Below are 13890 nucleotides of genomic sequence, written 5' to 3'. Positions count from 1 at the left end.
CTGGTGAAACGAACCGGCACGCTAAGCAAGCGCCCCGGTCAAGTCAAGGCGCCTTGCGCCGCACCGCCCACCCACCCGGCAAACGCGGCACACCGCTGCCCAGGCCGGCGAGCGTCCACACCACCACGGCAAGCGTCAGCCCCAGATGAAACAGCTCACGGCGTGGCACACCGGCCAGTTCACCGCGGGTACCGATCAGCAGGCCGCTGCCGATGAACAGCAGCGCGCCGAGCAGGGCCAGCAGATGTCGCCGCGAGCGCCCCGGCCAGGCGATGACCAGAAGTGCAACGAGGTTGGTCAGCAGCGTGGCCTGGGACGGCAGCATCACCAGCGCCATGCACGCCAGCAACACCAGCGCGCGCTGCAAGGGCGAACCGGAGAGCCGCCCCAGCGCGATCAGCGGCAAGCCGACCGCACCGGAGAGCACGCTCGCCAGATGATGGGGTTCGGCCAGCACCGTGGCGCCACCGTACTCCAGCGCCCCGAGAAACGCCGCAGCGCCCATCGACACGAAGCCCAACGCCCGCCAACCCTGTTGCTCGCGCAGGGCGAGCCAGGCGGCGATGCAGCAGGCCAGAGTCAGCAGCAGTTCGGCGATCACGGGCAGCATGGGGCATTCCTTTATTGTCGTCGCCGCAGACTAGCGAGCCTCGACTCGATCTGCACGGTGTCACACGCCATCCCGGTAGACGCCGCGCGTCAGGCTCAACCGGTATGCAGCGCCCGGTAGTGACTGGGCGCCATGCCTACCACGCTCTTGAACAGCCGCGAGAAGTAGTACGGATCGGCGTAGCCCAGCTGCTCGGCGACCTGGCGCACTTCCAGGTTGCCCTGGTCGAGCAGGCGACAGGCGTGGGTCATCTTCAGCCGGATGAAATCCTGGATCGGCGCCTGGCCGGTCAGCGCGCGGTAGGTCTTGGCGAAGTGGAAGCGCGACAGGCGGAACTGCGCGGCCAGCTCGTCGAGGTTCAGCGCGTCGTGCAGATGCTCGCGCATCATCGCCTGCACTGCCTCCACGTCCAGCACCCGGCCGGACTTCAGCCGCGCCCGCGCCGGGCGCAGGGCCAGGGAAGTCAGCAGGCTCTGCAGCAGATGGGCGGCATGGATGAAGTGCGGCAGGCTCAGGCCCTGGCGGCGCAGGGCCAACAGTGCGTCGAACTCGCCCAGAAGGCGTGGCTGCACACCCACGCGCAGGCGCGGCGACTTGCCCAGCGGGCGGAGGAAATCCTCCGCCAGCCGGCCTTCCAGGTGCACCCAGAAGATCGACCAGGGCCGCTGCGGATCGGCGCCATAGGCATGGGCACGGCCCTTGGGCAGCACCAGCAGGTCACCGCTGGAGACCTCGAATCGTCCATCTGCTGTTTCCAGCCAGCCTTGCCCGGCGCTGCAGTAGATCAGCAGGTGATCGTCCGGGCTGTCCCGCTCCATGCGGTGCCCCACGGCTGCCGGGTAGTAGCCCAGGGCCAGTGGATAGCAGGCCTGCCCCAGCGGATGGCGGTCCAGCGCGCGGCGCAGGCGTGGCGGAGTGATGAAGCGCACGCCCTGCTGTGGCAGCGGCCAGGTGGAAATGAGCGGGCGGGACACGGCTGGCCTCCGGAATCGGCAATGCCAAGATCGTCCATCCATTGCCCAAGATCGTCAATCCACAGCCGCGGGCGCAACCGCTATAACCGGAAGTCTCCAAGCGAAAAGAACGCGTGCCGCCACGCACGCCGCTGTAGCCGACAAGAATAAACAGAGGTAGCTGCATGCATTTCGATCTGTCCGAAGAACAACGCCTGCTGGTGGACAGCGCCCGCGCCTTCGCCAGCCGCGAACTGGCGCCCCACGCCGCCGACTGGGACCGCCAGCACCACTTCCCGGTGGAGGTCATCCGTCGCGCTGCCGAACAGGGCTACCTGGGCCTGTACATCGCCGAAGAGGACGGCGGCCTGGGCTTGTCGCGGCTGTCCGCCTCGCTGATCTTCGAGCAACTGGCCGCCGGCTGCGTCGCCACCACCGCCTACATGACCATCCACAACATGGCCAGCTGGATGCTCGCCAGCTTCGGCGACGCCGCGCTCAAGGAGCAATGGCTGCCGGGGCTGATCGGCGGCGAGTTGCTGGCCTCCTATTGCCTTACCGAACCCGACGCCGGCTCCGACGCCGCGCGCCTGCGCACCCGCGCCAGGCGGGATGGCGACGACTACGTGCTCGACGGCGCCAAGACCTTCATCTCCGGCGCCGGCAGCACCGACGTGCTGATCGTCATGGCGCGCACTGGCGAGGAAGGCGCGAAGGGCATTTCCTGCTTCCTGGTGCCGGCCAACGCCGAAGGCATCCGCTACGGCCGCAACGAGGACAAGATGGGCTGGAAGGCCCAGCCGACCCGCACCATCACCTTCGAAGGCGTGCGCATTCCCGCCGGCAACCGCATCGGGCCGGAAGGCCAGGGCTTCGTCTATGCCATGAAGGGCCTGGACGGCGGCCGCCTGAACATCGCCAGTTGTTCCCTCGGCGCGGCCCAGGCGGCGCTGGAGCAGTCGCTGCGCTACGTCGAGGAACGCAAGCAGTTCGGCAAGGCGCTGGCCGAGTTCCAGGCATTGCAGTTCAAGCTCGCCGACATGCTCACCGACCTCACCGCCAGCCGGCAGATGGTGCGCCTGGCCGCGCACAAGCTGGACCACAAGGACGGCGAGGCGACGCTGTATTGCGCCATGGCCAAGCGCTTCGCCACCGACCGCTGCTTTGTGTTGTGCAACGAGGCGCTGCAACTACACGGCGGCTACGGCTACCTCAACGACTACCCGCTGGAGCGCTGGGTGCGCGACAGCCGCGTGCACCAGATCCTGGAAGGCACCAACGAGATCATGCGGGTGATCGTTGCCCGCCGGCTGCTGGAGCAGGGTGGGATGCTGGATCGTCTGCTCTGATCCGCACCCCACCAATCACTGGAAAAACCGCCCGCCTGCGCGGGCGCAATCGAACAGATCGGACATGGACGCGCCCTGCCGCGCGCACCTAGAGTCCATGCCCAAGACCGCCAAGGAGATGCCCATGAGCAACGCCCTCGAGCCCTACAAGCCCGGAGTCTTCGACCTGACCCACAAGCTGACGGTGGAAAAGCACGGCCACACCGCACTGATCACCATCAACCACCCGCCGGCCAACACCTGGGACCGCGACTCGCTGATCGGCCTGCGCCAGGTGATCGAGCACCTGAACCGCGACGACGACATCTACGCCCTGGTGGTGACTGGGCAGGGGCCGAAATTTTTCTCCGCCGGCGCCGACCTGAACATGTTCGCCGACGGCGACAAGGCCCGCGCCCGCGAGATGGCCCGCCGCTTCGGCGAAGCCTTCGAGGCGCTGCGCGACTTCCGTGGCGTCTCCATCGCCGCAATCAACGGCTACGCCATGGGCGGCGGCCTGGAGTGCGCGCTGGCCTGCGACATCCGCATCGCCGAGCGCCAGGCACAGATGGCCCTGCCCGAAGCTGCCGTGGGCCTGCTGCCCTGCGCCGGCGGCACCCAGGCGCTGCCGTGGCTGGTGGGCGAAGGCTGGGCCAAGCGCATGATCCTCTGCGGCGAGCGCGTGGATGCCGAGACGGCGCTGCGCATCGGCCTGGTCGAGCAGGTCGTCGACACCGGCGAGGCACGCGGCACGGCCCTGCTGCTGGCGGCCAAGGTCGCGCGCCAGAGTCCGGTGGCGGTGCGCACCATCAAGCCGCTGATCCAGGGCGCCCGCGAACGCGGCCCGACCACCTGGCTGCCGGAGGAGCGCGAGCGCTTCGTCGACCTGTTCGACGCCGATGACACCCGCGAAGGCGTGAACGCCTTCCTGGAGAAACGCGATCCGCACTGGCGCAACCAATAAGGCCCCGACCATGAATGTGATGTTCGAAGAACGCCCCGGCCTGCACGGCTTCCGCATTGGCGTGGTGACGCTGGACGCGGAGAAGAGCCTGAACGCCCTGAGCCTGCCGATGATCGAGGCGATGAACCATCAACTGCGCGCGTGGAAGGACGACCCGCAGATCGCCTGCGTGGTGTTGCGCGGCAACGGCGGCAAGGCCTTCTGCGCCGGCGGCGATGTGCGCAAGCTGGTGGACGCCTGCCGCGAGCAGCCCGGCGAGGTTCCCGCCCTCGCCCGCCGCTTCTTCGCCGACGAATACCGCCTGGACTACCTCATCCACACCTACGGCAAACCGCTGATCTGCTGGGCCCACGGCTACGTGATGGGCGGCGGCATGGGCCTGATGCAGGGCGCCGGCGTGCGCATCGTCACGCCCAGCAGCCGCCTGGCCATGCCGGAAGTGAATATCGGCCTGTACCCGGATGTCGGCGCGAGCTGGTTCCTCGCCCGCCTGCCCGGCCGCCTCGGCCTGTTCCTCGGCCTGACCGCCACGCAGATGAACGCCCGCGACGCACTGGACCTGGACCTCGCCGACCGCTTCCTGCTCGATACCCAGCAGGAAGACCTGATCGAAGGCCTGGTGCAACTGAACTGGCGCGAACAGGCCGACGTGCAACTGCACAGCCTGTTGCAAGCGCTGGAAAACGAAGCCCGCGGTGAATTGCCGGATGCCCAGTTGCTGCCACGCCGCGAGCGCCTGGATGCGGTGCTGGACAGCGCCAACATCGCCGAGGCCTGGCACGCCCTCACCGCACTGGCCGATGACGAGGACACGCTGATCGCGCGGGGAGCGAAGACCCTCGCCTCGGGCTGCCCGCTGACCGCTCATCTGGTCTGGGAACAGATCCGCCGCGCACGCCATCTGTCGACTGCCGAGGTGTTCCGCATGGAGTACGCGATGAGCCTGAACTGCTGCCGCCACCCGGAGTTCCCGGAAGGCGTGCGGGCCCGGCTGATCGACAAGGACAACACCCCGCACTGGCACTGGCCGGATATCGCTGCCATACCTGATGCTGTGGTGAATGCGCACTTCGACGCCACCTGGGAGGGCGAGCATCCGCTGGCGGATCTTTAGCCGCCGCTGCCGTCCTCTGTAGGAGCGAGCTTGCTCGCGAACCAGCCCAGCAGCGAATCCGTTCGCGAGCAAGCTCGCTCCTACAAAGAGCAAAAGCGCTGGAGTGCCCTGCGGTCCAACAGGAGGAAACCAGCATGCAAACCATCGCCTTCATCGGCCTCGGCCACATGGGCGCCCCCATGGCCGCCAACCTGATCAAGGCAGGCTACCTGCTGCGCGTGTTCGACCTGGTGCAGAGCGCCATCGACGGCCTGGTCGTCCAGGGTGCCAGCGCCGCCCGCAGCGCCCATGACGCGGTGGACGGCGCCGACGTGGTGGTCACCATGCTGCCGGCCAGCGGGCACGTCGAGGGGCTGTACCTGGGCAACGAGGGCCTGCTGGCGCACATTGCCCCCGGCACCCTGGTGCTGGAGTGTTCCACCATCGCCCCCGCCTCGGCACGCAAGGTCCACCAGGCTGCGGCCGAGCGCGGTATTCCCATGCTCGATGCACCGGTCTCCGGCGGCACCGGCGGCGCCATCGCCGGCACCCTGACCTTCATGGTCGGTGGCGACGCCGAGGTGCTCGAACGCGCCCGCCCGGTGTTCTCCGCCATGGGCCGGAACATCTTCCACGCCGGCGGCGACGGAGCCGGGCAGGTCGCCAAGGTGTGCAACAACCAGTTGCTCGCCGTGCTGATGATCGGCACCGCCGAATCCCTCGCCCTCGGTGCCGCCAATGGGCTGGACCCTGCCGTGCTGTCGGAGATCATGCGCCGCAGCTCCGGCGGCAACTGGGCGTTGGAGGTGTACAACCCCTGGCCCGGTGTCATGGAGAATGCCCCCGCCTCACGCGGCTACACCGGCGGCTTCATGACGTCGCTGATGACCAAGGACCTGGGTCTGGCGCTGGAAACGGCGCAGGTCAGCGGCAACAGCACGCCCATGGGCAGCCTGGCACTGGCGCTGTATCGCCTGCTGGTGAAACAGGGCCATGGCGAGCAGGACTTCTCGGTGGTGCAGAAACTCTTCGATAACTGACCTTATTGTGAAGCCACACTTACGAGTGCATGGCGTGAGGGTGGCTTTATCCACAACCGCGGCGGGTCGAAGATGAATCACCTGCCGCCAGCGCGCGGCGATTTCTCCCACAAAGGTGAATCCATGAACATTGCCCTGATCGGCGCGACCGGCCACGTTGGCCACTACTTCCTCGAAGAAGCCCTGCGCCGCGGCCATAGCGTGACCGCGCTGGTGCGCGACCCGGCGAAGCTGCCGGCGCGCGAAAACCTCAAGGTGGTCCAGGCCGACATCTACGACCCGGCCCAGGTCGCCCGCGCCGTGGCCGGGCAGGACGTCGTGGTCAGCGCATTCAATGCCGGCTGGGGCAACCCGGATATCCGTGGCGCCCACGCCAAGGGCAGCCGCGCCATTCTTGACGGCGTGAAGGCGTCCGGTGTGAAGCGCCTGCTGGTACTCGGCGGTGCCGGCAGCCTGGAGATCGCCCCCGGCCAACGTCTGGTGGACAGCCCGGGATTCCCCGAGCAATGGAAACAGGGTGCACTGGGCGCCGCCGACGCGCTGGACCAGTTGCGTGCCGAGAAGGAACTCGACTGGGCTTTCCTCAGCCCGGCGATGCTGCTCGACGGCGAAACCCGCACCGGCAGCTTCCGCATCGGCGGCGACCAGGTGTTGTTCGATGGCAACGGCGAGAGCCGCATTTCCCTGCCGGACCTGGCGGTGGCGATGATCGATGAGGCCGAGCAGGCCAATCATCATCAGCAGCGGTTTACCGTGGCGTACTGATCTGACCGGCAGAAAGAAAAAGGGCCACCCGATGGGGTGGCCCTTTTTTGTGCAGGCACTCTCGACTTACCGTTCCCGCAGCGCCTCCGCCTTGGCCCGCAGAATCGGCTTGAGCAGGTAGCTGAGGATGCTCTTCTTGCCAGTCATGATGTCCACGGTGGCGATCATGCCGGGGATGATCAGCAACGGTTTGTCGTCGCTGCCCAGGTGGCTTTTGCGGGTGCGCAGCTTGATCAGGTAGAAGCTGTTGCCATCCTCGTCGGTGACGGTGTCGGCGCCAATCTGCTCCAGGTCCGCCGGCAGGCCACCGTAGATGGTGTAGTCGTAGGCGGTGAACTTGACCATGGCGTGCTGGCCGGGGCGCAGGAAGGCGATGTCCTGCGGACGGATGCGCGCTTCCACCAGCAGGGTGTCGTCCAGCGGGACGATCTCGATCAGGTCGCTGCCCGGCTGGATCACACCGCCGATGGTGTTCACCAGCAGCTGCTTGACGATGCCGCGCACCGGCGAAGTGACCAGGGTGCGGCTGACGCGATCCTCCAGCGCCTTGCCGGTGGCGGTGGCCTTGCTCAGTTCGGTGCGGGCTTCGTTGAGTTCCTTCAGCGCATCGCTGCGGAAGCGCGAACGGGTTTCGGCAACCTTGCGCTCCACTTCCTTCACCGCTGCCTCGGCCCGCGGGATCGCCAGGGTGGTGGCATCGAGCTGGCCACGGTTTTCCACTTCACCGCGTTTCAGGCGCAGCAGCTCTACCTGGGACATCGCGCCCTGCGCCACCAGCGGCTCGGACATGGAAATCTCCTGGCGCAGCAGGTTCAGGCTGTTGCGGTACTGCGCCTGCTTGGAGACGAACTCGCGCAGTTCCTGCTGCTTCTGCACCAGCTGTTGCTGCAGGCCGTCGGTTTCGTCCTTGAGCTGCTGCTGGCGGCTGTGGAACAGCGCCTCTTCACTGCTGGCCTGGCCGGGCACCTTGGCGCGCACATCGTCGGGGATGTTCAGCGCGCGCTCTTCCACCTCGGCAGACAGCCGCTCCACCCGCAGGAACATCGCCAGGCGGTCGGCCTCGGTCTCGCCGACGTTGGACTGGAAGCGCGTCGGGTCCAGGCGCATCAGTTGCTCGCCGGCCTGCACCACCTGCCCTTCGTGGACGAATATCTGCGAGACGATGCCGCCTTCCAGGTTCTGGATCTTCTGCACCTTGGACGAAGGGATCGCCTTGCCCTCGCCGCGGGTGACCTCGTCGATCTGCGCGAAGTGTGCCCAGAGCAGCAGGAAGGCGACGAAGCCGATGAGGATCCAGATGGTCAGGCGCACCACGCGCGGCGCATCCTCGATCAGCGCCTTGCTGACTTCCGGAAGCGGCTGGCCGGAGAGGTTGTCGCCGCCCTTGAAATAGCCACGGACAGAGTGGCGGATACTGCCCAGAGGATTAAGCGACACTGATCTGCCCCTTCTTCAGTGCATCCATGACCACGTCCTTCGGACCGTCGGCAATGATGCGTCCCTTGTCGACGATCACCAGGCGGTCCACCAGGCTGAGCATGGAGGCGCGGTGGGTGACCAGCAGCAGTGTCTTCTCGCCCATGATCGATTGCAGGCGCTGTTTCAGGCGCTCCTCGCCGGCGTTGTCCATGGCGCTGGTGGGTTCGTCCAGCAGCAGGATCGGCGGGTCGAGCAGCAATGCGCGGGCCAGGGCGACGTTCTGCCGCTGGCCGCCGGAGAGGTTGTGGCCACGCTCGCCGACCTGCAGTTCATAGCCCTGCGGGTGCAGGCGGACGAACTCGTTCACGCCGGTCAGCTCGGCCACTTCCAGCACGCGTTCGTCATCGATGTAGCGCGCGCCGCTGACCAGGTTGTCGCGCAGGGTGCCACTGAACAGGCTGATGTCCTGCGGCACGTAGCCGATGTTGTGGCGCAGCTCGCTGATGTCCAGTTGGCGCACGTCGGCGCCGTCCACCAGCAGGTTGCCGTTCTCGGGCTGGTGCAGGCCGACGATCAGCTTGGCCAGGGAGCTCTTGCCCGAGCCGCTGCGGCCGATGATGCCGACCTTCTCGCCGGCGCGGATCTGCAGGTTGATGCCGTGCAGCGCCGCGACCTGCTGGTTCGGGTAGGCGAAGTCGAGGCCGCGCATCTCGATACCGCCGCGCAGTTGCGAGCGGGTCAGCGGACGTTCGTCGGCGTTGCGCTCCTGCGGCAGCTCCATCATCTGGTTGGTGGTGGCCATGGACAGGCGCGCCTGCTGGTAGCGCTGGATCAGCCCGGAGAGCTGGGTCAGCGGGCCGAGCGCGCGGCCATTGAGCATGTAGCAGGCGATCAGACCGCCCATGGACAGGTCGCCGGCGATGATCAGGTAGACACCGCCGATGATCATGACGACCCCGGCCAGCGCCTGGATCAGCACGGTGATGTTCATCGCCAGGGTCGACAGCAGCTTGACCCGCAGTTCCAGGCGGCTGAGGGTGCCGATGGTCTGCTCCCAGAGGTACTGGCGCTCGCTCTCGGCATTGTTGACCTTCACCGCGTCGAGGCTGGCGAGGGTCTCGATCAGGCTCGACTGGCGTTCGGCGGCCAGCGCCATGGTGCGGTTCATGGTCTCCACCAGCGGCTTCTGCAGCAGCCAGCCCAGGCCCGCGGCCAGCGGGAAGGCAACCAGCGGGACGAACACCAGCGGCCCGCCGATGATGCCGATCACCAGCAGGATCAGCAGGGTGAAGGGCATGTCGATCAGGGTGGTCAGCGTGAGCGAGTTGAGGAAATCGCGCAGCGTCTGGAATTCGTGGATGTTCTGGGCGAACGAGCCGACCCGCGCCGGGCGGTACTTCATGCTCATGCCGACGATGCGTTCGAACAGCGTCGCCGAGATGATCAGGTCGGTCTTCTTGCCGGCCAGGTCCAGGCACAGGCCGCGCATGGTCTTGAGCAGCAGGTCGAACAGGTAGGCGCCGCTGATGCCGATGGCCAGCACCCAGAGGGTGGCGGCGGCCTGGTTGGGCACCACGCGGTCGTACACGTTCATGACGAACAGCGGCGCGGCCAGGGCGATCAGGTTGATCAGCAGGCTCGCAGCGACGGCGTCGACGTAGAGCCAGCGCGAGCGCTTCAGGGTGTCGCGGAACCAGCTCTTGGCGCGCGGGATCAGCTCGCCATGCTGCAGGTCGAACTTGTGCTGCGGCTGGGCAAAGAAGGCCTGGCCGGCGTAGTCCTCGCTCAGCAGCTCGCGGGAAACGCGCACTTCACCGCCGTCGCTTTCCGACAGCAGCAGGCGCGCATCGCCATTGCTTTCCCAGCCCAGCAGCACCGCGCAGCGCCCTTCGCGCAGCAGCAGCATCGCCGGCATGGCAAGGGCCGGAATCTGCCCGAGCTTGCGCTGCAACAGGCGCCCTTGCAGGCCGGCGCGAGCCGCCGCACGGGGCAGCAGCTCGGCGGACAGGCGCTGCTCGGGCAGCGGCAGGCCGCTGGTGAGCATGGCGCGGCTGGCCGGCTTCTGGTGCAGCTGACAGAGCGTCAGCAGGCTGTCCAGCAGCGGATCGTCGAGCAGACCGCGCGGATCGTGGCTTAGGGGTACTGCGCTGACTTCTTGATCCACGCGGATGCTCTCTCGGGCAGGTTAGTTAAGGCCGGGCAGCTGGACTCGCGGCTTGATGTCTTCGGAAGCCACTGCAGCCATCGGTGCTACCACGCCCTGGCTCTTGAGCAGTTCGCCCAGGGTCGCCTTGATGCGGTACTGGGTGAACAGCTCGGTGTACTTCAGGTCGACCAGACGGCGCGAAGCGTTGAACAGTTCGTTCTCGCTGTCCAGCAGATCGAGCAGGGTGCGCTCGCCGATGGTGAACTGTTTCTGGTACGCCTCGCGCACGCGGGTGCTGTAGTCCACGTACTGGCGGGCGATCGGCAGCTGGTCGCGGGCGTTGTTCAGGGCGTTCCAGGACAATCCGAGTTCCTCGTTCAACTGGCGCAGGGCGTTATTGCGGATATCCAGGGCCTGGTTCGCCTCATAGGACTTGGCTTCCAGCTCGGCCTTGTTGCTGCCACCGGCGAACAGGTTGTAGCGCATGCGCAGCATGGCCTGCCATTCGTTGTTGTGGCCTTCTTCTCCGTCGAGGTTGTTATCGGCACCACGGGAAAGTTCTGCATCGAATCTCGGATAGAAGGTCGATTTCGCTGCGTCGTACTGTTTCTCGGCGGCGGCCACGTCGGATTCTGCGGAGCGCAGGATCGGGCTGTTCTCCACCAGCTGGCGACGGGCTGCCTGCAGATCTTCCGGCAGCTGGCCGGCAAGACCGGTCGGGTCGCTCAGGTCCACCGGATCGCTGCCCACCACGCTGTAGTAGTTGGTGCGGGCGTCGGCCAGGTTGGTCTTCTCGGTCATCAGGTTGTTCTGCGCCTGGGCCAGGCGGGCCTCGGCCTGGTCCTGGTCGGCGAGGCGACCAACGCCGCGGGCACTGCGCAGGCTGATCTGGTCGTAGACGCGCTGGTGGTTCTTCAGGTTTTCCTCGGCCAGACGAACCATTTCCTGACGACGCAGCACATCGGTGTAGACCTGGGCGACATCCAGCGCGGTGCGCTCGGAGGTTCCCAGCAACGCGTAGGCGCGGGAGTTCACGTTGGCCTGCTGGCGGCCGACTTCGCTGGAGGTGGCGAAACCGTCGAACACCATCTGGCGCAGGGCGAGGTTGGATTCGCCACGGTTCAGGGTTTCCCAGTGGTCGCCTTGGCCACGGGTGGTGGTGTTGTCGGAGCCTTCACGGCCATAACCGGCGGTCAGGTCGACGGACGGCAGGTAGCCCCCCTTCGCTGCACGCAGCTGCTTGTCCGCGGCGAGTCGGGAGTTCACCCCGGCCTGGATTTCCGGGTGGTACTCCAGGGCCTTCTGCATGGCCTGGTTGAGCGAGTCGGCGTGGGCGGGCAGGACGAATGAAAGGGCGAAGGGCACTACAGCAGCGAATCGCATACGCATGAGGAAAACATCCTTATCAATGGGATAGCCGCAGCGATTCGATTGCCGCCAATAGCGTCAAAAGACCGGCGAATGCGCTGCAAGGAAGCATCGAAAAGCGTGATGTATTTCACGCTAAATTTTTTTTACGCGAGCACCCGATATCAAAGTGACATCGATTTGCCAATTGTTTAGGATGGCAATCGAATGGTCAATACATTGGCATATACGTAATTTCCATCCGCTATAAGCCATGTTTTTGACGCCAAGTTTTTGCTCTTACAGACAAGGGAATGCCCCTGGCGCCGACCTCCATGCGGCCCGGTCGGCAACCAGGCAAGCCTCACCAGGAGAAGTGCATGAGCAGCGTCGTCGCCGTCGTGAAAAGCATCATCGGCCAAGTGATTGCGGTATCCCCCGAGGGCGTCCAGCGCGTCCTGGTCGAAGGTGACCGCATCTACCAGGGCGAACAGCTGCTCACCGGCGCCGCAGGAGCGGTGACGCTCGACGTCGGCAAGGGCAAGCTGGTGGACCTGGGCCGGGACAGCCAGTGGAGCAGCGCCGACCTGCCGCAGGCCGAGACGCACCACGCAGCCGCGCAGCCGGCCAACGCTCCGAGCACCGAGGACCTGCAGAAGGCCATCGCCGCTGGCCTCGACCCGACCCAGGCCCTAGCACCTACCGCGGCGGGCCCCAGTGCCGCTCCGTCGGCAGGTGGCAATGGCGGCGTCGGTGGCGGTCACAGCTTCGTGATGCTCGATGCCACCGCCGGGCACGTCGACCCGAACATCGGCTACACCACCGCCGGCCTGGACAACGGTGGCTCCGCCGGCGACGAGCGCCAGGGCGACCTGCCGCCCAACCTCGCGCCCGAATTCAGCGAAGGCAGCAACGGTGTGCTGAACCTCACCACCGCCGAGGACACCCTGCTCACGGGCACCTTCGCCGCCCGCGATCCGAATGGCGACACCATCAGCTACAGCGTCGGCCAGGCCCCGGCCAATGGCCTGCTGGTGCTCAATCCCAACGGCACCTGGCAGTACAACCCGAATGGCGACTACAACGGCGCCGACAGTTTCACCGTGATCGTCACCGACGCCCGTGGCGCCACCAGCACCCTGGTGGTGAACGTCGGCATCACCCCGGTGAACGACGCTCCGGTGGCTACTGGCACCTATACCAGCACCGTCACCGACACCGCCGCCAACGACAGCTTCGCCGAGATCAAGGGTCAACTGACCGCCACCGACGTCGACGACACCAACCTGACCTGGAGCGGCAGCGCCAAGGGCGCCTACGGTGAACTGACCGTCAACGCCGACGGCAGCTACACCTATGTGGTCGACGCCAATGCGGTGAACGCCCTGCCCCAGGGGCAGAACCCGAGCGAAAGCTTCACCGTCACCGTGACCGACCCGTCCGGCGCTACCGACACCCGCGTCATCACCATCAACGTGCAGGGCGCCAACGACACGCCGGTCGCCCAGGATGGCCAAGCCAGCATCACCGAGGACAGCGTGATCGGCGGCCAACTGGTGGCCACCGACCGCGACACCGGCAGCACCCTCACCTTCACCACCAACGGCAACCCGCCGGCGGGCTTCACCCTGAAGCCGGACGGCAGCTGGACCTTCGATGGCAAGGACCCGGCCTACCAGCACCTGGCCGAGGGCGAGACCCAGGTGGTGCAGGTGCCCTACACCGTCACCGACGAGCACGGCGCCACCAGCACCGCCACGCTTACCGTGACCCTGACCGGCACCAACGACGCGCCGGTCGCCCTGCCGGGCGCTGCCACCACCGAAGAGAACTCCGTGCTCAACGGCCAGGTTCCGGCCGCCAGCGACGTGGACGGCAGCGTCACCGGCTACCARCTGACCACTGRCGTCGGCCAGGGCAACGGCAGCCTGAGYTTCAATCCGGACGGCAGCTACAGCTTCAAYCCCGGCAAGGACTTCGACAGCCTCGCCCAGGGCGAGACCCGCGACGTGACCTTCACYTACCAGGCGAAGGAYAACAACGGYGCGCTGAGYGACCCGCAGACCATCACCATCACCGTCACCGGCACCAACGATGCGCCGGTTGCCCAGCCGGGCACCGCCTCCACCGAGGAGAACACCGTTCTCAATGGCCAGGTTCCGGCCGCCAGCGACGTGGACGGCAGCGTCACCGGCTACCAACTGACCACTGACGTCGGCCAGGGC

Annotated in this window: 11 protein-coding genes; 6 read left to right on the top strand and 5 right to left on the bottom strand. The window is 66.6% G+C overall.

Annotation, left to right across the window (positions count from 1 at the left end; translation table 11 throughout):
* Positions 1 to 43 precede the first annotated feature (43 nt).
* A complete protein-coding gene (locus tag A9513_RS03320; protein WP_065083961.1) occupies positions 44 to 610 on the bottom strand; it encodes a hypothetical protein in 567 nt (188 codons plus the stop codon).
* 95 nt (positions 611 to 705) lie between these two features.
* A complete protein-coding gene (locus tag A9513_RS03315) occupies positions 706 to 1626 on the bottom strand; it encodes an AraC family transcriptional regulator (protein WP_051445676.1) in 921 nt (306 codons plus the stop codon).
* 122 nt (positions 1627 to 1748) lie between these two features.
* Between A9513_RS03315 and A9513_RS03310 the strand changes: the two genes are divergently transcribed.
* From A9513_RS03310 to A9513_RS03290, 5 genes are all read left to right on the top strand, one after another.
* Complete coding sequence (locus tag A9513_RS03310) at positions 1749 to 2912, top strand: isobutyryl-CoA dehydrogenase (protein ID WP_065083960.1); 1164 nt, start codon at positions 1749 to 1751, stop codon at positions 2910 to 2912.
* Between the two features lie 124 nt (positions 2913 to 3036).
* Entirely contained in the window at positions 3037 to 3855 is an 819-nt protein-coding gene (locus A9513_RS03305; RefSeq protein WP_065083959.1) for an enoyl-CoA hydratase, read from the top strand.
* A gap of 10 nt (positions 3856 to 3865) precedes the next feature.
* The gene (locus A9513_RS03300) at positions 3866 to 4969 is read left to right on the top strand and encodes an enoyl-CoA hydratase/isomerase family protein (RefSeq protein ID WP_065083958.1); all 1104 of its coding nucleotides are present in this window, start codon (positions 3866 to 3868) and stop codon (positions 4967 to 4969) included.
* Between the two features lie 134 nt (positions 4970 to 5103).
* On the top strand, positions 5104 to 5988 hold the full coding sequence (gene mmsB / locus A9513_RS03295; protein ID WP_024765519.1) for a 3-hydroxyisobutyrate dehydrogenase: 885 nt from the start codon (positions 5104 to 5106) through the stop codon (positions 5986 to 5988).
* Between the two features lie 123 nt (positions 5989 to 6111).
* Positions 6112 to 6753 (top strand): NAD(P)-dependent oxidoreductase, encoded by a 642-nt coding sequence (locus A9513_RS03290; protein ID WP_065084070.1) that lies wholly within the window; start codon positions 6112 to 6114, stop codon positions 6751 to 6753.
* Positions 6754 to 6819: 66 nt separating this feature from the next.
* Here A9513_RS03290 and A9513_RS03285 read toward each other — a convergent pair whose 3' ends face one another.
* The 3 genes from A9513_RS03285 to A9513_RS03275 are packed head-to-tail and all read right to left on the bottom strand — an operon-like array spanning position 6820 to position 11707.
* On the bottom strand, positions 6820 to 8190 hold the full coding sequence (locus A9513_RS03285) for an HlyD family type I secretion periplasmic adaptor subunit (RefSeq protein WP_024765517.1): 1371 nt from the start codon (positions 8188 to 8190) through the stop codon (positions 6820 to 6822).
* Complete coding sequence (locus A9513_RS03280) at positions 8180 to 10336, bottom strand: type I secretion system permease/ATPase (RefSeq protein ID WP_037016425.1); 2157 nt, start codon at positions 10334 to 10336, stop codon at positions 8180 to 8182. The genes A9513_RS03285 and A9513_RS03280 overlap by 11 nt, the downstream gene beginning before the upstream one ends.
* Before the next feature lie 21 nt (positions 10337 to 10357).
* Positions 10358 to 11707, bottom strand: a complete 1350-nt coding sequence (locus tag A9513_RS03275) for a TolC family outer membrane protein (protein WP_037016421.1) — start codon at positions 11705 to 11707, stop codon at positions 10358 to 10360.
* Between the two features lie 338 nt (positions 11708 to 12045).
* On the opposite strand from A9513_RS03275, the gene A9513_RS03270 reads away from it, so the two are divergent.
* Positions 12046 to 13890 (top strand): retention module-containing protein (locus A9513_RS03270; protein ID WP_176707208.1); only part of this gene is annotated, 1845 nt, incomplete at its 3' end.

Source organism: Pseudomonas sp. AU12215 (assembly GCF_001675465.2).
Lineage (GTDB): Bacteria > Pseudomonadota > Gammaproteobacteria > Pseudomonadales > Pseudomonadaceae > Pseudomonas > Pseudomonas nitroreducens.
Note: the sequence above shows the minus strand (reverse complement) of the source record. Positions and strands in the feature narration are given on the sequence as shown.